We start from the raw sequence: 19,848 nt of genomic DNA on the forward strand, positions 1-19,848 counted from the left end.
AGCACACGCGTCGCGCGCGGTCACGGGCGCCTCGCTCAACGGTCATCGTCCTTCAGCAAGCGCCACAGCGTTGTTCGGCTTACGCCCAGCACCTCCGCCGCACGGGTCCGGTTGCCGTGGAGATGATCTACAACCAGATGCGCGATATCTCGCTCGGTATCGGCCAGCGGTCGCAGGATATACAGGTCGCTTTCGAGTGTCGGGGCGCCAAAGGTTGCGGTCTTAATCACGTCCTCTTGGGCGAGCACTTCCTCCGCCACAGCGCGGTCCACCGTGCCCGCCCCCACCAATATATACAGTCGTTCCGAGACCTCGCGGAGCTGCAGATAATTGCGCGGCCAGCGGTAAACATCGAGCGTCTTTGCCGCCGCGGCAGACAACGTGGGCGCTGCCGTCCCAAATGCATCAGCGAGATATTCCAAATAGCGCGCAACCTTCGTCGACGCGGCTCCCTGCTCGGCGATTGCCGGCGCCACGCTCACCGCACAGGCGAAGCGCTCAGTCACAAAGGCAGCTTGATCACTTTCGCTGCCGCCCGGCATGTCATTCGCCGTCAGCACCACATGGCAGCGCGTCGCCAACGCGGTGTCGGCCATCGTGGAAACGAGCTCGCGGAGACGCTGGGGGCCAACCGTGTTCCAGCCCTCAATGCAAAGTGTCAGCCCCGTTTGGAACAACGGCGATTCGGCGCTTTTGAGCACGTGGCGCCAACCGCGATCGGTAAGCTCATCGAGCGCAACGGCAACAAAGGGTTGATCGGCAAAAGGACCGTCCAGATAGAGGCGCTTGGCGATCTCGACCTGACCCGCTCCCAGCTCGCCCTCGAGCATAAGGGGCACGCCGCGCGCGTAGCTCTCGGCGACCGGCGCAGCTACCGAGGCCGCCCCCTCAACGATGCCGTACGCGCTCGATTCGTAGCGGGCCTCAACTTCGTCGGCGTTGAGCCACTCGATGCCCGCATGTGCCGCGGCGCCGCGCACCTCGCGGACCACGACGACCCAAAGGCCCCCGCCCTCTTTGTCGGTGGGGCGAACGGTCAGGCTCAGGCGCGTACCCGCACGCCCCATAACCAGACGCGCGCCGTCTCCTATACGGTCGAGGCGCTCAGCGACAAAAGTCGCCACATCCCGCTCAAGCGCCGCGTCATTCATGGTCGAGATCACGACGTCCCCACGCGCATCGATTGCCAATGCCGAGGCCCCGGCAGCAGCCAGGGCCTCGGTCAAGATGTTTAGCTTGGCATCGCTATCCATGATTTGCCCCTGTCCGCGGCGACGTGCAACCGCCGACGGTCGCACGACCGAGTGTTTCAAAATTGAACGATATTGCTCACCAAACACTATAGGGCAGAAAGCGCCGTCCTGCGAGTATAGGTGTTGCCCCGCATCGCCATCCTGGCGGGGCGATAAGAGCTCTTCGGGACTTATAAACCTGCGGACAAGCCATACCCGCAAGAGCTCCTATCGCTCCACCGCAGGCATGCGCTCACCAGCAACCAGCACGCAAATAAGCTACTCCTCTACCAGATTCCCAGCACGTGCTGCATTCCCAAACTCATGCACGCAATGCCAATCCAGCAGCAAAAGCCCAGCGCGATGGGCTTGCCGCCCTTTTTGACCAGCTCGACGATATCGGTATTAAAGCCAATAGCCGCCATGGCCATCACGATAAAGAACTTCGACAGCTCCTTGATGGGCGCCGTGATGGACACGGGAAGCTGAAGCACCGTGGTGATTACGCTCGCCAGCACAAAGAACAGCACAAACATGGGAAACGCGCGTTTAAGCGAGAACGTGCTTTTGGCGTCGCCGCCGGCCTTGCGCGCCAGATGCATCTGCCAGCATGCGAGGACCAACGTGATGGGAATAATGGCCAGTGTCCTGGTGAGCTTGACCACCGTGGCGCTCTCGAGCACATTGGCGCCGGGATGCATGCTGTCCCAAGCGCTCGCCGCAGCCGTTACGGACGAGGTGTCGTTGATGGCGGTGCCGGCAAACAGGCCAAAGCCCTCGTTGGTCAGCCCGAGCATACCGCCGAGCGTTGGAAACACGAGCGCCGCGATAACGTTAAACAGGAAGATGACCGAAATAGCCTGGGCAATCTCGCGATCGTCGGCATCGATGACGGGCGCGGTAGCGGCGATGGCAGAACCGCCGCAAATCGACGAACCCACACCCACAAGCGTCGAGATCTTACCCGGCACGTTCATAACGCGGCAGAGCACAAAGGCGATGACAAGCGAGGTCGAGATCGTCGCCACGATAATCGGCAGCGACTGGGCGCCCTTGGACAGAATCTGGGAGAGGTTCATGCCAAAGCCAAGCAGGATAACCGCGTACTGCAAGACTTTTTTAGACGTATAGGTGACACCGGCGGCGAGCTGTTCGCGATGATTCTTGGGAAAGACGAGCGCCAGAACCATGCCGAAGAGGATGGCGAATACCGGCCCGCCGACCACCTCGATCTGCTTGCCGAGCAGCGTTGCGGGAATGGCGATGATCAGGCAGAACAAAACGCCCTTCCAGCGCTCGCGTACGATATTTGCCAGTTGCATATGGGATTCCTTCTTTCTATTTCACGTTTGCGACGGCTTATGATACGGCAACGTTGAGCACAATCCCGTACAAACGCAGGCAAAAATGTCGCAAAAGTTATCGGGCGGCGATTGAATTTCCACCGCAGAGAACTGATTCGCGGCATAATAAACAACTGACATATGAGTGTGGAAGAACGTTTGCGAGGCGCTATGGAAGAATCGATGCACATCGGCGAGCAAGAAACGAGCCTACAGGACCAGTCCTACCACACCATTCGACGCAAGATCGTCTATCTGGACTACAAACCGGGCGAAAAGCTGGGCGTCAAGCAGCTGTGCGACGACCTGGATATGGGGCGCACCCCTGTGCGCGAGGCACTGGTGCGTCTGGCGCAAGAGGGCCTGGTGCGCACCGTGCCCCAAAGCGGCACCTATGTCTCGCCCATCAACCTCACCCTTGCCGAGAGTGCCTGCTACATTCGCGAGCACCTGGAAAAACAGGTGATTGTAGAGTGCTGCGCGCGCGCCACCTCGGCAGGCGTCGAGCAGCTCGACCGGGCCATCGCGTTGCAGGAAAAGGCCATGGCCGAAGAGGATCGCATCGGCTTCTTTTTAAGCGACAACCTCATGCACCGCATAATCTTTAGCATCGCATGCCGTAGCACCGTGTGGTCGTGGCTCGAAGAGACCAATGCCGACCTGGAGCGCTTCCGCTGGCTGCGTGCCGCCACACAGACGCTCGACAATCAGGAGACTGTTAACGAGCATAAGCAAATCCGCCGCGCCATCGCCGGTCGCGACCCCATCGAGGCGAGCTTTTTGGTCAGCAAGCACCTGCATATGATGTTCCGCAACCAGACCGAGGTCCTGGACCAATATCCCAAGTACTTCGAGACCAGCAAGCTCCGCTAACCTGCCAAAAAGGGACAGGTTTATTTTGGCAGGTTTTATCTGGGCAAATGCAGAAAAGGCCCGGCTCCGCTGCAACGGAGCCGGGCCTCGGTCACTAGAACGGCGGAACAACAATTATTCGACCGTGACGCTTTTCGCCAGGTTGCGAGGTTGGTCAACGTCGCAACCGCGCAGGATGGCCACCTCGCGGGCGAGCAACTGCAGCGGAACGCTCGCCGTGATGGGGCTGAACACGTCGCGGACTGCCGGCACGCGGATGATGCAGTCGGCGATCTTGTTGATCTCCTCGTCGCCCTCAGTGGCAACGACGATGACCTTGGCGCCGCGCGCCTTGCACTCCATAAGGTTCGACACGGTCTTGTCGTAGGTGGCACTCTTGGTGGCCACGGCGATGACGGGGAAGCCCGGGTCGATCAGGGCAATGGGGCCGTGCTTCATCTCACCGGCGGCGTAGGCCTCGGCGTGCAGGTAGCTGACCTCTTTGAGCTTGAGCGCGCCCTCGTAGGAAATAGCGGCACCCATGCCGCGACCCACGAACAGTGCGGACTGCGCGTCCTTGCACAGCAGGGCGGCCTCATGCACGGCCTCGGTCTGGGTATCCAAAATCCACTGGATCTGCTCGGCCGTATCGGAAAGCTCGCGGAACAGCATGCGCGCCTGCTTGGTGGTCAGGCGGTACTTGACCTGCGCTAGCAGCAGGGCCAAAAGCGTAAGGCTCACGACCTGGCCGATGAAGCTCTTGGTCGAGGCGACCGCGATCTCCTTGTTGGCCTTGGTGTAGATGACGCCGTCGCTCTCACGCGCCACGGGGCTGCCCACCACGTTGGTGATGCCGAAGACCTTGGCACCCTTGATGCGCGCGTCGCGAATGGCGGCAAGGGTATCGGCCGTCTCGCCCGACTGGGACACGGCAACGACAAGCGTCGTCGGCGTAATGATGGGATTGCGGTAACGGAACTCGCTGGCCGCCTCCACCTCGGTGGGGATGCGAGCCCAGCCCTCAATGAGATTCTTGGCAATGAGGCCGGCGTGATAGCTGGTTCCGCAAGCGATCACGTAGACGCGGTCGATGTCGTTGAGCTCCTCGAGCGAAAGGCCCAGCTCGTCGATGTCGAGCTCGCCGGCCGGCGTCATACGACCGACTAGTGTGTCGCGCACGACGCGCGGCTGCTCGTGGATTTCCTTGAGCATAAAGTCGGGATAACCGCCCTTTTCTGCCATGTCCAGGTCCCAGTCGATGTGGGTGACCTTGGGCTCGATAACGTTGCCGGCCTCATCGGTGTACTCGACGCCTGCGGGCGTGAGCTTGGCAAACTGACCGTCCTCGAGCACCACGACATCGCGGGTGGCGTCGATGAGTGCGATGACGTCGGAAGCGACATAGGCGCCGGTCTCGCCTGCGCCGACCACAATCGGGGAATCCTTGCGGGCCACGGCGATCACGCCGGGCTCGTCAGCGCACACGGTGGCCAAGCCATAGGCGCCCACCACGTGGGTACAGGCCTCGCGTACGGAAGCCATCAGGTCGTGCGTCTCGGCATAGGCCTCTTCGATCAGATGCGCGAAGACCTCGGTATCGGTCTCGCTCTTAAAGTGATGGCCGCGGCCCTCCAGCTCTTCGCGCAGCTCGGCGAAGTTCTCGATGATGCCGTTGTGGACGATGGCGATACGACCGTCGCAGCTGGTGTGGGGGTGAGCGTTAACGACGGAGGGCTTGCCGTGGGTGGCCCAACGGGTGTGGCCGATACCGCAGGTAGCGTCGCTGTCGATGTTGGAAAGCTCGCTCTCCAGGCCCGCGACCTTGCCCACGCGGCGGATGACGTCGAGGTGCGCCGCGGCACCCTCGCCCACCTCGAGCGCGACGCCCGAGGAGTCATAGCCGCGATACTCCATACGCTTGAGGCCCGTGACCAGGATGTTCTTTGCAATATCAGAGCCGGTGTAGCCGACGATTCCGCACATAGGATAAATCCCTTCGTTCGCGTGACTGCAAGACGTCCACGCACAAGGGGCGCTGAGACGCATAACGTTCGAGTATTGTACTCACGCAGGCGCAAGCTGATATACCAGATGTGGTATCTCAACTTAGATACCACCCGATGCACACACGTCCAGCCGGTCCAAACCACCACAAAGGTGCCTGTCCCCTTTGTGGTGGTCGCGCTGGCAACGGCGTTTCCCCAGATAAAACCTGCCAAAATAAACCTGTCCCTTTTTGGTAGGTTTGGGATGCTACAATCTGGTTTGTACTTGAAACGCATCAAAGGGGCCGCTATGGCAAAGGTGAAAATCAGCGACGTCGCGCGCGAGGCCGGGGTTTCGCTGGGCACGGTTTCCAACGCGCTCAACCACCCCGAAAAGCTGCGTCCCGAGACCCTCAAGCTCATCAACGAGACCATCAATCGCTTGGGCTACCTGCCCAACCAAAGCGCTCGTCAGCTCGCGGGCGGCGCCACCAAGTCCTTTGGCCTGGTGCTCCCCCGTCTCGATCACGGCTTTTCGCTCCAAATCGCCAGCGGCGCCCACAACGAGGCCCGCAAGCACGGCTACGATCTGCTCATCGCCAATGCCGATAACGACGATATTCTCGAGGATCATTACCTGCGCTACTTTATGGGCACGCAGATGTCCGGCGTCATGGTTCAGCCCATGGCATCCCCCGACCGGCACCAGGCCATGACTAAAATGCCCGTGCCGATCGTCCATCTGGACGTCCATTGTTCAGAACCCGGTTACTACGTGGCCGCCGACAACGAGGCACAGGGGCGCATTATCGCCGAGCTCGCCATCGCCCGCGGCGCACGCCATATTGTCGTTGTGGGTCGAGCAGCATTCATGCAGCTCACTCTGCGCGTCCTTGGCATCCACAAGGCACTTGCCCTGCATCCCGATATCAAAATTGAGGTCATCGACGCCGGCGAATGGAATACCGCAGCCGACGGCTACAGTATCGGTGCCCAGATTGCCGAGCGCCCTGCTGACGAGCGCCCCGATTTTGTCATCGGTCTGACCGACGTATTAGCCTCGGGCGTTATCTCGGCGCTGACCGACAAGGGCATTTCCGTCCCCGGCCAGATTCTTGTTGCCGGCTGCGATGGCAACCCACTTGCCTGGAGCGGATCGGTCCCCCTCACCACGGTAGCACCACCGGGCTACGAGATCGGCCGCAAGGGCGTGCAGCTGCTCATGGAACAAATCGAGGATAAACCTGCCGCCAAGACCAAACGAGTCCGCATCGGCTCCGCCGCGCGTACCGTCACCACGGCCACGGCCACCGAGGACATTAACCGTCAGGAGCTCGTGCGCCCCTTCTTGCTCGAGCGTGTGAGCACCCAAAAGGCCGAGCAGCACCCGACGGGCCCATCCGCGGCCCCAATAACCGACATCAACCTGGGCGCCTACTTGTAACAAAAAACGCCGCAACGGAAACAGCCCCGCTGCGGCGTTTTTGCTGACCCCACGGGCCTTCCCCGTTTAGCCGGATCTGCGGCTACGGATATTTATGGAATGTAATCCATTTTTCATTAGCTTTTTTGTTAAAATAGATTCAATTCCATTTTTTAGAACAGTGCCTCCGCGCAGGCGCCGTTACCGTCACCGTCCTGCGAGATCGGGCGCGGGGCATGGCGACTCGCGTGCAAACGCTAGCGCACGGCCTTGACCGCGGCCGGCAGATCGAACAGCGTATCGAGCACAGCCTCGCAGCCATCCACCACGTCCTGCGGCAGTGGCACGATATCGGGAACGGCAAAGACGTGGCAGCCAGCCGTGATGCCCGAGACGCAGCCGTTGCGGGAATCCTCGACCACGGCGCACTCCTCGGGAGCAAAGCCCGCGCGCTCGCAGGCGAGCAGGTACATCTCGGGATCGGGCTTGCCGTGCGCGACGTCCTCGCCGCAGGTCACCATCTCAAACTTGTCAAAGAGGCCGACCATCTTAAGGTTGCGCTCGGCGGTAACATGGCGCGACGACGTCGCAAGACCCACGTGATAGCCCGCAGCCAGCAGCTCGTCCAGGCACTCGGCAGCGCCAGCCTTAAGCTCCAGATCGGTCTTGACCATCTCGTCGCGAATCTCCCTATGGCGACGATAGATTGCCTCAGCGGTTTCGCGGCTGCCGTAATGCCCATCAAGGATCTCCATGACATCGGGCAGCGTGCGACCGATAAACTGATGGATCAGCGCACCATCAATCGCGAATCCCAGCTCGGCCGCTCCCGCCTTCCACGCCTTGATACCCAAACGCTCGGTATCGACCAGCGTTCCGTCCATATCAAAAATAACAGCCTTGATCATATCGGTCCCCCATCGCTTCGCGCTGCTGTACTCCCGCAACTTTACCGCACTTGTAAACTTGTATATAACGTATATAGCATATTGCACTTTCGTTACATAGATAGAAGTCTTATGACAAGCGGCTCGGTAGGATTATAGTTTTCGACCGAGTACTCAACGGCAAGGATCGATTCATGCTTTCAGACACCACCGCACCTGCAGAGGGGCTTCAGGACAAACTCACAGCGCTCGAGCAGCTGCTTTTGGCATACGGACGCGTCGCCATCGGCTTTTCCGGTGGCGTCGACAGCAGCTTTCTGGCCGCGGTCTGCGCCCGCATCATGCCCACCAGTACGCTTCTCGTTCACCTCACCACGCCGTTCATCGGCACGCCCGAGCAGGCTTCGTTTGAGCGGGCGGTTGACGGGCAGGCCGATGAGGGGCCGCATTTTAAGCTCCCCGTGCTCAACCTCTCGGTCGATCAGCTGCAGCTCCCCCAGGTAGCCTGCAACGACGCCGACCGCTGCTACCACTGCAAGCGCGCCGGCTTTACCGCCATCGTCAACCACGCCAAGTCGCTGGGCTTTCCCACCGTCATCGACGGCAGCAACGCAAGCGACCGCGGCGACTACCGCCCCGGCATGCGCGCCGCCCAGGAGCTCGGCGTGCGCTCGCCGCTTATGGAGGTCGGCTTTACCAAGGACGAGGAACGCGAGTTGCTGCGCGCCTGGGGATACCCCGTCTGGAACCTGCCGGCAGGAGCCTGCCTGGCCACGCGCGTCCCCACGGGCGAGGAGCTCACACGCGAGAAGGTCGATGTAATCCGCGCCTGCGAGGATTACCTGCATGATCTTGACCTGGCTCAGGTCCGCGCACGCCTGGTCGGCGGCTGCATGCATATCGAGGCCGCGCCGGCAGACGTCGCCAAGATCGCCGCCCTCAGCGGTGCCGCCGTCGACGCCGAAGGCAAGACCCCGCTGCCCGCCGCCATCGAGTCCACGCTGCGCGAGCTGGGCTGCGGCCATATCTCCCCCGAGGTCACCCCCTACATCCACGGCAACATGAACCAGTAACCTACCAAAAAGGGACGGGTTTATTTTGGCAGGTTTTATCTGGGGAAACGCAGACAGGGCCGCGACGCCTATAGCGTCGCGGCCCTTTTCCTTGGAGAAGGATCGATTAATGGAACGGAGAGCCCGTTCTAGCCCTCGAGCCCGGCGTTGATGAGCTCGGCAATCTCGACAGGATCGGTGCTTTCGCGCACCCTGTCACGGAAGCCAGCATCCATCAGCATCACGGCAGCCTTGGAGAGCAGACGCAGGTGCGTGGTTCCCGCTTCGCCGGCGGGCACGTACAGCGCGAGCGCCACATCGACGGGCACGCCATCAAAGCTCGGCCACTCAACAGGCTCGGACAGCTTGAGCACGGCCACGCCCGGCGTATGGATCGCATCGCTCTTGGCATGCGGAACGGCAAAACCGGCGACGAGGCCAGTCTCGGCCTCGTTTTCGCGAGCAATAAAAGCCGCCTCTACAGCAGACGCGTCATCGGCAAAACCAAGCTCAACAGCCTGCTCGGACAGATAATGCAGCGCGTCCTCGCGCGAGGCGGCGGCGTGGCCAATCGTCACTTGGTTGGCAGATACAAACCCCATGGAAAGCCTTCCTTACAACACGGACCTGACCGCAGCTTCGATGCCGTCGGCGTCCAAACCGTACTTATGCAGCAAATCGACCGCAGGGCCGGACTCGCCGTACACATCGCGCACGCCGACGCGACGCATCGGCACTGGATGCTGCTCCGCGAGCACCGAGGCAACGGCCTCGCCAAGACCACCGATAATCGAATGCTCCTCGGCGGTGACCACGCGACCGGTCTTCTTGGCGCTGGCAACCACCAAACGCTCATCGAGCGGTTTGATCGTATGCATGTTGATGACCTCAGCATCGATGCCGTCGGCAGCGAGCGCCTCGGCAGCAGCGAGTGCCTCAGCGACCATGAGACCGCACGCGACGATCGTGACATCAGAGCCCTCCCGTACAACAACACCGCGGCCGATCTTGAACTCGTAGTCCTCGTGATCGTTGATGACCGGTGTTGCCAGGCGGCCGAAGCGCATGTAGACCGGCCCCTCAAACTCATAGGCGGCGCGCACACAGGCGCGGGCCTCGACATCGTCGGCGGGAACGACCACCGTCATACCCGGAATCGTACGCATGAGTGCGATATCCTCGCAGCACTGGTGCGTGGCGCCGTCCTCGCCCACCGAAATGCCGGCATGGGTGGCGCCAATCTTGACGTTGAGGTGCGGGTAGCCAATGGAATTGCGGACCTGCTCGTAGGCGCGACCGGCGGCAAACATCGCAAAGGTGCTCGCAAAAGCAACGCGGCCCGTGGTCGCGATGCCGGCGGCAAGACCCATCAGGTTGCTCTCGGCGATGCCGGCATCGTAAAAGCGCTCAGGATGGGCAGTCTTAAACTTACCCGTCTGCGTAGCGGCAGCCAGGTCGGCATCGAGCACTACAAAGTCATCGTGCTCATTGCCCAGCTCGACGAGTGCCTCGCCGTAGCTTACGCGCGTGGCGACTTTTTTGACCTCTGCCATTAGAGTTCCTCTCCTGCTGCCGCGAGCTCGGCCATGGCCTGCTCAAACTGCTCGTCATTGGGCGCCTTGCCATGCCAGCCAACCTGGTTCTCCATAAAGGAGACGCCTTTGCCCTTCACCGTCTCGGCGATGATAGCGACGGGCGCGCCGGTCACCTCGCGAGCTTCGGCGAAAGCCGCCTCAATCTGCGCCATGTCGTTGCCATCGGCTAGCTCTATCACATGCCACTTAAAGGCGCGGAACTTGTCGGCAAGCGGCATGGCCGAGTTGACTTCATCGATCGTGCCGTCAATCTGCAAGCCGTTGTGGTCGACGACGGCAACAAGATTGTCGAGCGCATGGTTGTCGGCAAACATAGCCGCCTCCCACACCTGGCCTTCCTCGCACTCACCGTCGCCCAGCAACGTGTAGACACGGTAGCTGTCGCCCCAGTGCTTAGCGGCAAGCGCCATTCCAACTGCAGCAGAGATGCCCTGACCGAGCGAGCCGGTGGACATATCGATGCCTGGGGTATCGTTCATGTTGGGATGGCCCTGCAGTCGGCTGCCAATATGGCGGAGCGTCTCGAGCTCTTCGACGGGAAAATAGCCGCGATTTGCCAACACCGAATACAGGCCCGGCGCCGCGTGACCCTTGGAGAGCACAAAGCGGTCGCGATCGGCCTTGTGAGGGTCGGCAGGATCGATATTCATTTCCTCAAAGTACAGATACGTCATGATGTCGGCTGCACCGAGCGATCCACCCGGATGTCCCGACTTGGCCGCGTGAACCGCAGTCACGACACCCTTCCTGACCTCATTGGCGACCTTCGCCAGCTCCTGGTTGGTCATACGAATTCCTCTCTTGAGAACAACCCCGGCACCGGATGGCGCGATGCCGAGGGCAACCCGGTCGTTAAGCCTGAGCGACGACCTTCTGCCAGTCAGCCTCAAAAGAGGCGAGGCCCTGGTCGGTCAGCGGGTGATGCAGGCACTTCTTGAGAGCGGCCATGGGCACGGTCGCGATGTCGGCACCAAGAAGAGCCGCCTGGGTCACGTGGTTGGGCGTGCGGACCGAAGCGGTGATGATCTCGACGGTGTCGTCGACGTTCTTGCCGGTCCAGTCATAGTTCTTGATGCATGTCACGACATTGTCGAGCTGCGAGATGCCGTCCTCGGCGATGTCGTCAAAGCGGCCGACAAACGGGCTGATGTAGCGGGCACCGGCGTTGGCGGCCATGAGGGCCTGCGTCGGCGAGAAAACAAGCGTCATGTTGACGCGCACGCCCGCATCGGCCAGGGCGCGGCAGGCGGCGAGGCCGGCCTCGCACACGGGAAGCTTGACCACGATGTTGGGAGCCAGGGCGGCAAGACGCTTGCCCTCCTCGATCATGCCCTCGGCAGTGGTCGCGGTGGACTCAGCAGACACGGGCAGGCCCTCGCAGAGCTCGGCAATCTTGAGCATATGGGGCTCAAAGTCGGCGAGCTTGCCGCCGGTCTTGGCGTACAGGGACGGGTTGGTGGTGACGCCGGCAAGGCAGCCCCAGCTCTTGGCCTCGGCGATCTCGTCAAGGTTGGCGGTATCGATAAAGAACTTCATGGTGCAAACTCCTTCTAAGGAATCCAAAACTCAAAAAATAGGACAAAGGGGATGTCCCTTTGTCCTATGTGCCGGGCCTGCAGCTGGGACATGCCCCAGGCCCGGCGTCGTGTAGGAAAAGCTACTTAGAGAGCCTTCTCGATGCGGCTCGTGACGCCCTTGAGGTTAAGACCGACGACGTACTGCTTGATCGGGCGCTTGATGTGCTCGATCACAAAGCGCTTGCCGTCAATGTCCTGGGCAGCGAGGTTGCGATAGAGCTTCTCGACCTGCCCCTTGACCTCGGGATCGTTGAACGCGTAGTGGCCGGAGACATCCAGAATCTTCAGGCTGAGCTCGTCGTCGGCCAGAATGTCGTCAACCTGCAGGTTGACATCGTCGCCGGTCATCCACTTGCGCCAGCGCTCGGTCTTGATGGCCTTGACCAGCAGCGTGTGATACAGATCGGAGGGATCGTCGCACAGGCCGTTGTCGACCAGAATCTGCTCGGTAGCGCAGAGCTTGAGGTAAGCGCGGGTCTCCTCGGTGCCGTACTGAGGGGCGACATTGGAAGCGGTCACGTGTGCCGGGATGTGCTCGAGCAGCGTCGCGTCGTCCAGGTAGTCGGCGTTGTGCTCCTTCAGGCCCACGCCGTAGCGCTTGGCCATGTCGGCGAGCTCGCGGGCATTCTTAAAGTTGTAATGACCGACCTGCTCGGTCCAACGGGTGAGCGTACCGGTCTGGCCGACGATAAAGGTGGGCATGGGGCAGCCGCGCTTCTCGAGCTCGGGCTGCAGCTGAGAAATGAACTCCTCGTACTTGTCGGTGGAGGTCAGGCCGCCATTGGTCTCCTCGGTACCGACCTCATAGGCAACCTCGGGCAGGTTATGCTCGCGACGGTACTGCTCAAGATAGTCGATAAGATCGATCGTGCGGCGAAGCACCACGTCGAGCGGAATAACCTTGCCGATCTGATAGGGGTCCTTGGTGGGGTCGACCATCAGCAGGTCAAAGCCTGCCTCCATGTCGGCGACAAAGGACTTGCGGGCGAGCTCCATGGCCTCGTCCTCGGGCAGGTGGGCGTTACGCTCCTCGTCGCGCTGCCACGGACCGCCGTGATCGCGGCACAGGTAGTACGGACCGGTATAGCCCACCTCGTCGGCAACCTTCTTAATGTCGGCGGCAAAGCGCGTCTGGTCCCAACCGTTGACGTAGCCGGCGCCCATCTCGTCCATATCGACCTGGTTGCGGCTAGCGATAAACATGGGCGGGAAATCCTCGTCCTTGGCAAGCTCGAACACGGCCTGAATCAGGTTGGGGCTCATGGGGCCAATGCCGACCATGGTTGCGTGATCGCCGCTGTCCTGCAGCTTGAGCATGCCCTGAACGGCCTGGCGGATGGTGAGGTTGGACATTTTGTTCTCCTTCTCCAGAGGATTTTTGACAAAAGTTCCCTGGGACCCAGATGTGGGCCCTATCAGTGCGGATGGATTTTGTTGTGTAGGGGCGGTTGTGCGGAGTCAAATCCATCCCCCCGCACAACCGGAGTCCTTAAAGGTTTACTTGGCCTGCTTATCGAGCGTGGGCTTCATGGCAATCAGGATTGCAGCGGCGACCAAGGAGCCAATCACGATGTCCAGGCAGAACAGCGCGACGTTGTTGGTGGCCAGGGCGACAATAAAGCCACCATGCGGAACATAGCAGTCGATGCCCTGGAAGGCGGCAAGCGCCGCGCCCACGGCAGAGCCGATGCAAATGCCGGGCAGGGTGTGGCCAAGATCCTTGACCGCGAAGGGAATAGCGCCCTCGGTAATACCGATGCAGCCCATGAACAGCGCAGAGATGCCCATCTGACGGTCAGCGTCATCGAACTTGTTCTTGGCGATGAGCGCAGCGAGGCCGCAAGCAATCGGGGGAATGGCGACGGCGACGCGGAACATACCGTTGGGGCCGTAGATGCCGGAGGCCATGATGGCCATGATGGCCATGGTAAAGGTCGAAGCGGTCTTGTTGATGGGGCCACCCATATCGAAAGCGGTCATAACGCCAATGACCAGGCCCAGGACGACGGCGGAGCCGCCCTGCAGGCTGCCGAGCACGCTGGTGAGCCAATCCATCACAAAGCCAAGCGGCGTGGCCAGGATGTAGATGTAAGCCATGCCCAGGACGAGCGAGGTCAGAATCGGGATGATCAGAATGGGCATGATGGTCTGGATGGTGTTGTTGACCTTCCAGGTCTTCATCCAGCGGACAAAGTAACCGCAGATGACAGCCATGATCATGGCGCCCAAGAAGCCGGTCGAAACGCTGTTGCCGCTCGGGGTGACGACGGCGTTGTTAACCAAGTAGCCCAGGACGAAGCCGGGGGCAAGTGCGGGCTTACCGGCCATCGAGTAGGCGATGTATGCCGCAAGCACCGGAATCATCATAGAGATGCCGGCCATGCCGATAGTGTTAAGGCTCACCATCAACGGGTTGGTGACCTCCATGCCGCTAGCACCGGCAGTACCGGATGCCAACGAGAAGGCGAGGAACACGCCACCGATAACGACGATGGGGATAAAATAGGAAACGCCGGTATTGAATGCATTGAGCAGCGTCTTGCCAGGGTCGGCAAAGATGGACTGCTTGGACGCCGGTGTCGGGGCCTGCGGGGCAGCGGAGACGGCCTTCTTCTCTGCCTTGGCCTCGGCCTTGGACGCGTCAACGGCACCGCCCGTCGCCTTGATGATCTCGACAGCCTGGTCGATAATCTTTACCGGATCGGCGATTACATCCGAGGTGCCGACCTTGAGGAACTTGCCCTCGGCCATCTTTTGCTCAAAACGGTCCTCGTTCTCGACACCCACGTCGACGGACCAGAGCACCAGGTCGGCGGAATCAACGTCTTCCTGCGTGAGCTCATTCTCGATACCCAGACCACCCTGAGCCTCGACTTTGCACTCGATGCCACGAGCGGCGCATTCATCCTGAATCGCCTTCTGGGCCATATACGTGTGGGCGATACCCACGGTACAGGCGGCAACGCCTACGATCTTCATTGCTTCCCTCTTTTCATAGAGTTGCGTGCGCAAGACACCGTTTGCGGAGGCCTCCGGAGCATCCCCTGCCGTTTGGACTTGCTGTCTTTTCGACAAGACCAATATAGGTGCTCGTTTTTCTTAATGCCAGTTTATTTCGGTAAACGCGAGGTCAGAGCGTTGGTTACGCTATTTAGTTATGCGTTTAACTAAAAATGAATCCTGCGATTTTACCCTCGATTTCAAAAGTCAAGAAGTATTTGATTTTCTCGGTAGACGGCAGATGCGCATGCCGGTCACAAATTTCGACCCCACCCATATACCGCATTTGTTGCATACTCATATGAAAGGAAAAAGTCGCTCACCAAAGCGCATCCCTCACCAAGACTCAAAGTCATCATGTTGGAAAATGCTCATCTGTCGGAAGGAGTCGCTGTGGCAAAACAGCGCGTTACGATCGCAGACGTCGCTCGAGAGGCGGGAACCTCGACGGCAAGCGTCTCGTATTACCTCAACGACAAACGAGAAAAGCTTAGCGAGAAGACGCAGGCAAAGATTGCGCGCGTCATCAAGGAACTCGGATACGTTCCCAACGCCCAAGCGCAAACGCTCACCGGCAAGCAAACCCACGTCATCGCCATCATCATCTTGGATAACACCAACAAATGGGCAGGCCTCGTCCTCAACGGCATGGAGCAGGTCATGCTCCCCGCGGGCTACCAGACGGTCGTTTGCACGAGCAACTTTAATCCCGAGACCGAGCTCATGTATGTCGACAAAATGCTCTCACTGGGCGTCGATGGTTTTATCATCCAGCCCACGGCAAATTTCAAGGCAGTCCACGACCGCATCAAGCGCGCCGACAAGCCCGTCGTCTTTTTTGACGCGGCCATCTACAGCCCAGGCACCAGCTGGATCAAAACCAACCTCTACGACGGCGTGTACAATGCCACGCAGGCGCTTCTCGACGCCGGCTACGAAGACTTCTTTTCCATCGCCGCCAACATGACCGAAATGCGCACTCGCATGGAACGTTTTCAGGGATATGCCGAGGCATTGGCCGCGAATGGGCAGCTCTACAAAGCCATCCCCATCGATCACAACAAGCCGTCAATCAACGAGCTTACCGAATACTTTAAATACAAGTTCAACCCCGCCAAGCGCACGCTCATCTTCGTACAAAACCAATGGGCGCTTCCCCGTGTCTACAAGGCCCTCCAACCCATGGCCCATCTACTTCCGCAGCAAATAGGTCTTTTGGGACTCAACTGCGAAGACTGGACCAACCTCACCACGCCGACCGTCTCCACGATCATCGAGCCCGTCGACCAGGAAGGCAGGAAGGCGGCCGAGATGCTGCTCGCCTTGCTTGATGGCAGCAGCCAACCCGGCGAGCAGCGCATTCTCGAGTGCAAGCTCAACTGGCTCGACTCCACCTCGATCTAGCCATACGTCAAATATGAAGCAAATGAACCAGTAGCGTTTGTCCCAAATCTTAAGTATTTGTTCGACAGAACGGCCTCTGCCGGCTCCTGCTAGACTGGTAGATTCCCAACCGTCCATCCAGGAGCCTCAATGTCGCGCAAGTCCGCCTACAAGCAAGCACTTTCCATCGGCACCGCCGTGGTGCTGGGGTTTGCGCTGTTTACGGGATCGCTCGATGGGGCGCCCAAGTTGCTGTCGCCGCAAAGTGATGAGCAGGCGGCGGCCCTGGCCGAGAAGCAAAACGAGAGTCCCAGCCGCACCGACGACGAGGCGGACTTGGTCGCCCGGCTCGAATCGGGAACAGCGAGCTCCGAGGACTCCGGCAATGGCTCCGAATCCGCCACGACCAACGGCAACGTTGCCGAGGACAGCTCCACTACCCCCATCGACGAGGTCGAAAACCCCGATCTCGACCGCGCCCGCGGCGTATATCTCAGCAGCATTCCCGACTACGCCGGCAACCCCTACGTTGCCCTTCGCACCGACAGCACGCACCCGCTCGGCACACCATCATTCACGCTCGATGAATACGAGCGCGCTACAGAAGAGGGCTGCTTTAAGAAATTCTCCAAGCTCGACAGCCTGGGCCGCACCCGCAAAGCGCTCGCCTGCGTGGGCCCCGAATCACTCGGTCAAGGCGAGCGCGGCGATATCTCGCGTATCCATCCCGCTGGATGGCGTCAGCAGCGCTACGACTTTATTCCGGGCCAGAGCCTCTACAACCGCTGCCACCTTATCGCCTGGTCGCTCTGCGGCGAAAACGCCAACCGTAAGAATCTCCTCACCGGCACGCGCTATCTCAACGAGACGGGCATGCTACCGTTTGAAGAGCAGATTCTCAACTATATTCGCGATACGGGCAACCATGTGCTCTACCGCGTCACGCCCATGTATAACGAAGAGGAACTTGTCTGCCGTGGCGTGCGCCTCGAGGCGCAATCGGTCGAGGACCACGGCAAGACCCTCTGCTTCCACGTATATTGCTACAACCTGCAGCCGCACGTGCAGATCGACTACGCCACCGGCCGCAATCAGGCCTCGGGGGACTAGGGCCGACCAAGCTGCTCCAAAACCTAACGTGATCCGTTTTTCTCCGCCCCCCTAGGGATCAAAAAGGGCCGCCCTGGATTGCCCAGAGCGGCCCTTGCATCGGCACGTATGTTACAGGCAACGCCACACGCTACTTGGCGCGGCCCTCCTCATAGCGCTCGACCAGCTTGGCCTGAACGTCATAGGGCACCTGCTCGTAGCCGGCGGGCTTCATGGTAAAGTCGCCCGTGCCGCGCGTGATAGAGCGCAGACGCGTCGAGTAATCCGTCAGCTCGGCGAGAGGCGCCTGGGCAATGACCACGGTATCGCCGCGCTCATCGGTCTCCATGCCCGTCACGCGACCGCGCGATGCCGAGATGTCGCCCATCACGGCGCCGGCGTAGCTCTCGGGGATCGTCACCGTGATTTCCTCGATAGGCTCCAGCACCACCGGGTCGGCATCGGCGCATGCCTTGCGCAGGCCGATGCGGGCCGCCGCGCGGAACGCCATCTCGTTGGAGTCGACGCTGTGATACGAGCCGTCGTACACAGCCACGCGAATGCCCGTGAGCGGGTAGCCGGCAATAATACCGTCCTTCATGGTCTCCTGGACACCCTTGTCCACGGCGGGGATCAGCGAGCGCGGAATACGGCCACCTACAACCTCGTCCACAAACTCATAGCCATCGCTCGTGCCGTCGGGCCCAATGAGCGGCTCAACACGCAGCCAGCAGTCGCCATACTGGCCGGCACCGCCAGTCTGCTTCTTGTGGCGGCCCTGGGCGCTCGCCGTGCGGCGGATGGTCTCGCGATACGGAATGCGGATCGGCACGCTCTTGGCGGCGACCTTGGTGCGGTCCTCCAGACGGTTGAGCAGCACCGAAACCTGTGCCTCACCAACGGCGGAGATAATGGTCTGGCCAGTCTCCTCGTCGCGGTCGATGCTCATGGTCGGGTCTGCCTTGCAGGCCTTCTCGATAAACGTGTAGAGCTTCTCTTCGTCACCGCGGTTCTCGGCCTCTATGGCAATGCGGTACTGCGAGTTGGGGAACTTAAACGCCGCCGCCTCGACCTTACCGGTAATGGAGAGCGTGTCACCCGTCTCTGCCGCCAACTTGGGCGCCACGATAATGTCGCCAGCATAGGCGTGACCGACCTCGGTCATGTCGCGGCCGCACATCACATACAGGTGAGCCAGACGATCGCTCTTGCGGGTACGCGCGTTGACCAGCTCAAGGCCCGGCTCAAGCGTGCCCGTCAGTACCTTGATAAAGCTGATGCGACCCTGCTGCGGATCGGCCAGCGTCTTAAACACAAACGCCACCGGACGGTCATCGTCACTCGAGATCTTAAGCGAATCACCGTCGATGAGCGGCATCTCGCCGTAGTCGGTCGGCGCCGGGAAGTACGTGGCGATGTCGTCCATCAGCGAGTTGACGCCCTGCTCCTTAATGCAATCGCCCGCAAAGACCGGCACAAAGATGCGCTCGGCGATCGCCTTAGACAGCAGGCCTTCAAGCTCCTCCTGCGTCAGCGTCTCCTCGCCTTCCAGGTATTTCATCATCAGCTCGTCGTCAGCCTCGGCCACCAGCTCGCACAGATGGTCATGGGCCTCCTCGGCCTGGGCACGATACTCCTCGGGAATCTCCGACTCAACGGCCTCGGCGCCGTTGCAGTGGCGCGCCTTCATGCGCACCAGGTCGATGATGCCGTCAAAGTCCTCGCCCTCGCCCCAGGGAAGGGTCACGGCGCCCAGTCGTGTACCAAAGCGCTCCTGCAGCAGGTCCATTGTGGTCGCAAAGCTGGCCTCGGAGCGCGACAGGCGGTTTACGAACACCGCACGCGCCAGACGCAGGTCCTCGGCGGCATACCAGAGCTTAACCGTCGTAGGCTGCGGGCCGGCCTCGGCGTCGACCACAAACAGAGCCGTCTCGCAGACGCTCATCGCGGCAAAGGCGTCGCCGATAAAATCGGGGTAGCACGGGGCATCGAGCACATTGATGCGCGCGCCCTTCCAGTCGATCGGCGCGATGGTCGTCGAGATGGAAAACGCACGCTTGACCTCTTCGGGGTCATAGTCGAGCGTGGGCTTGGTGCCGTCGTGGCCGCCCAGGCGGGCGGTCTTGCCGGAAAGGTGGAGCATGGCCTCGGCGAGTGAAGTCTTGCCCACCCCGCCTTGGCCTACGAGCACCACGTTCCTTACGTTACCGGTCTTGGGAGCACCCATGATGACCTCCTTGCAGGGCCGCGCGCAATGCGCGACGCCAACGGGGAGAGTTCGCGGTCGGTGCCGTCCCGGGAGCAGCATGGTCGGCAGCCGAGCCGACTCACCCTCCAAATGTCCTATGCCACCACCCTACCCTCACGGACGGCTGTCCATGCATACCTTTCGGCACACGTATGAATACAGGCGGCGAGAGGAAGAGACAA

General features: G+C 60.7%; 16 protein-coding genes. 5 read left to right on the forward strand and 11 right to left on the reverse strand.

All coding sequences use genetic code 11. The features are described from left to right. Window positions 1-35: 35 nt before the first annotated feature. On the reverse strand, window positions 36-1,253 hold the full coding sequence (locus DXD24_RS04950; RefSeq protein ID WP_117646313.1) for a helix-turn-helix domain-containing protein: 1,218 nt from the start codon (window positions 1,251-1,253) through the stop codon (window positions 36-38). Between the two features lie 266 nt (window positions 1,254-1,519). Further along, entirely contained in the window at window positions 1,520-2,554 is a 1,035-nt protein-coding gene (locus DXD24_RS04955; RefSeq protein ID WP_117564322.1) for a YeiH family protein, read from the reverse strand. 192 nt (window positions 2,555-2,746) lie between these two features. On the opposite strand from DXD24_RS04955, the gene DXD24_RS04960 reads away from it, so the two are divergent. Continuing rightward, the gene (locus DXD24_RS04960; protein ID WP_117646314.1) at window positions 2,747-3,448 is read left to right on the forward strand and encodes a GntR family transcriptional regulator; all 702 of its coding nucleotides are present in this window, start codon (window positions 2,747-2,749) and stop codon (window positions 3,446-3,448) included. Between the two features lie 114 nt (window positions 3,449-3,562). On the opposite strand, the gene glmS is transcribed toward DXD24_RS04960, so the two are convergent. Further along, window positions 3,563-5,410, reverse strand: a complete 1,848-nt coding sequence (glmS, locus tag DXD24_RS04965; protein WP_117646315.1) for a glutamine--fructose-6-phosphate transaminase (isomerizing) — start codon at window positions 5,408-5,410, stop codon at window positions 3,563-3,565. A gap of 312 nt (window positions 5,411-5,722) precedes the next feature. On the opposite strand from glmS, the gene DXD24_RS04970 reads away from it, so the two are divergent. Beyond that, a complete protein-coding gene (locus tag DXD24_RS04970) occupies window positions 5,723-6,856 on the forward strand; it encodes a LacI family DNA-binding transcriptional regulator (RefSeq protein WP_117646316.1) in 1,134 nt (377 codons plus the stop codon). 236 nt (window positions 6,857-7,092) lie between these two features. On the opposite strand, the gene DXD24_RS04975 is transcribed toward DXD24_RS04970, so the two are convergent. Next, complete coding sequence (locus tag DXD24_RS04975) at window positions 7,093-7,743, reverse strand: HAD family phosphatase (RefSeq protein WP_117646317.1); 651 nt, start codon at window positions 7,741-7,743, stop codon at window positions 7,093-7,095. Between the two features lie 173 nt (window positions 7,744-7,916). Between DXD24_RS04975 and DXD24_RS04980 the strand changes: the two genes are divergently transcribed. Continuing rightward, window positions 7,917-8,795, forward strand: a complete 879-nt coding sequence (locus DXD24_RS04980; protein WP_117646318.1) for an ATP-dependent sacrificial sulfur transferase LarE — start codon at window positions 7,917-7,919, stop codon at window positions 8,793-8,795. Window positions 8,796-8,923: 128 nt separating this feature from the next. Here the strand turns inward: DXD24_RS04980 and DXD24_RS04985 are convergent, their stop codons facing one another. The 6 genes from DXD24_RS04985 to DXD24_RS05010 form a co-directional block, all read right to left on the reverse strand. Beyond that, window positions 8,924-9,376 carry a PTS sugar transporter subunit IIA gene (locus DXD24_RS04985; protein WP_117646319.1) on the reverse strand — a complete coding sequence of 151 codons (453 nt, stop codon included), beginning with the start codon at window positions 9,374-9,376 and terminating at the stop codon, window positions 8,924-8,926. A gap of 12 nt (window positions 9,377-9,388) precedes the next feature. Further along, window positions 9,389-10,327 carry a transketolase family protein gene (locus DXD24_RS04990; protein WP_117582935.1) on the reverse strand — a complete coding sequence of 313 codons (939 nt, stop codon included), beginning with the start codon at window positions 10,325-10,327 and terminating at the stop codon, window positions 9,389-9,391. Continuing rightward, window positions 10,327-11,157, reverse strand: coding sequence for a transketolase (locus tag DXD24_RS04995; protein ID WP_117646320.1), 831 nt, complete (start codon window positions 11,155-11,157; stop codon window positions 10,327-10,329). The genes DXD24_RS04990 and DXD24_RS04995 overlap by 1 nt, the downstream gene beginning before the upstream one ends. Before the next feature lie 64 nt (window positions 11,158-11,221). Next, complete coding sequence (gene fsa / locus DXD24_RS05000) at window positions 11,222-11,905, reverse strand: fructose-6-phosphate aldolase (protein ID WP_006235616.1); 684 nt, start codon at window positions 11,903-11,905, stop codon at window positions 11,222-11,224. 125 nt (window positions 11,906-12,030) lie between these two features. Beyond that, window positions 12,031-13,299, reverse strand: a complete 1,269-nt coding sequence (locus DXD24_RS05005; RefSeq protein ID WP_117646321.1) for a class II D-tagatose-bisphosphate aldolase non-catalytic subunit — start codon at window positions 13,297-13,299, stop codon at window positions 12,031-12,033. A gap of 144 nt (window positions 13,300-13,443) precedes the next feature. Beyond that, window positions 13,444-14,925 carry a PTS fructose transporter subunit IIC gene (locus DXD24_RS05010; protein ID WP_117646322.1) on the reverse strand — a complete coding sequence of 494 codons (1,482 nt, stop codon included), beginning with the start codon at window positions 14,923-14,925 and terminating at the stop codon, window positions 13,444-13,446. A gap of 414 nt (window positions 14,926-15,339) precedes the next feature. On the opposite strand from DXD24_RS05010, the gene DXD24_RS05015 reads away from it, so the two are divergent. Then, window positions 15,340-16,350, forward strand: coding sequence for a LacI family DNA-binding transcriptional regulator (locus DXD24_RS05015; RefSeq protein WP_233502330.1), 1,011 nt, complete (start codon window positions 15,340-15,342; stop codon window positions 16,348-16,350). Between the two features lie 129 nt (window positions 16,351-16,479). Beyond that, on the forward strand, window positions 16,480-17,439 hold the full coding sequence (locus DXD24_RS05020; RefSeq protein ID WP_117646324.1) for a DNA/RNA non-specific endonuclease: 960 nt from the start codon (window positions 16,480-16,482) through the stop codon (window positions 17,437-17,439). A gap of 130 nt (window positions 17,440-17,569) precedes the next feature. Here the strand turns inward: DXD24_RS05020 and DXD24_RS05025 are convergent, their stop codons facing one another. Beyond that, window positions 17,570-19,645 carry a translation factor GTPase family protein gene (locus DXD24_RS05025; protein ID WP_117646325.1) on the reverse strand — a complete coding sequence of 692 codons (2,076 nt, stop codon included), beginning with the start codon at window positions 19,643-19,645 and terminating at the stop codon, window positions 17,570-17,572. Between the last annotated feature and the right edge of the window lie 203 nt (window positions 19,646-19,848).

The sequence above is a fragment of the Collinsella sp. TF12-2AT genome, from assembly GCF_003436735.1.
In the GTDB taxonomy this organism is placed as follows: Bacteria; Actinomycetota; Coriobacteriia; order Coriobacteriales; family Coriobacteriaceae; genus Collinsella.